This is a genomic window from Gilvimarinus sp. 1_MG-2023, assembly GCF_030548285.1.
In genome coordinates this window covers 1-379 of the sequence record NZ_JAUOSC010000306.1, presented here as the reverse complement: position 1 = coordinate 379, position 379 = coordinate 1, and the positions used below count along the sequence as shown (strand labels likewise).

The following is a 379-nucleotide window of genomic DNA, read 5'->3' as shown; positions in this document are numbered from 1 at the left end:
GGCCTCACGCAAGGTTGATGCACTGTGAGCAATCAAACCCGCCAGCCCCAGATTGGCAGGCCCTGTTAACGACCCCATACGCAGCCCCAGCCAGGGAGCTGCCGACGCCTCAATCAAGGCATGACCAGCACGCATAAAGCGCGGAATACTGACGCGGTTACCGGGTAACGCCAGCCGCGAGGCCGGTAACTGATACCCTTCCAGCACGGCTGTCGGATCAACCCCCTCAGCCCGGGCGGCACGGGCGAGTAATTCGACATAGGCGACGGACAGATCTCCCAGCTTCATGATTCAGGCATCAAAGCCATCCGACGAAGAGGACACGACCGGATGATCATTCCCCGACTCAAACGACGTCAGAAAACGGTAGGATAACGAC

At 59.4% G+C, this 379-nt stretch carries 1 protein-coding gene; it reads right to left on the bottom strand.

Annotation, left to right across the window (positions count from 1 at the left end; all coding sequences use genetic code 11):
* Nucleotides 1-288: AraC family transcriptional regulator ligand-binding domain-containing protein (locus Q4563_RS16915; RefSeq protein WP_303605317.1), on the bottom strand; the 288-nt coding region annotated here is incomplete at its 3' end.
* Nucleotides 289-379 lie beyond the last annotated feature (91 nt).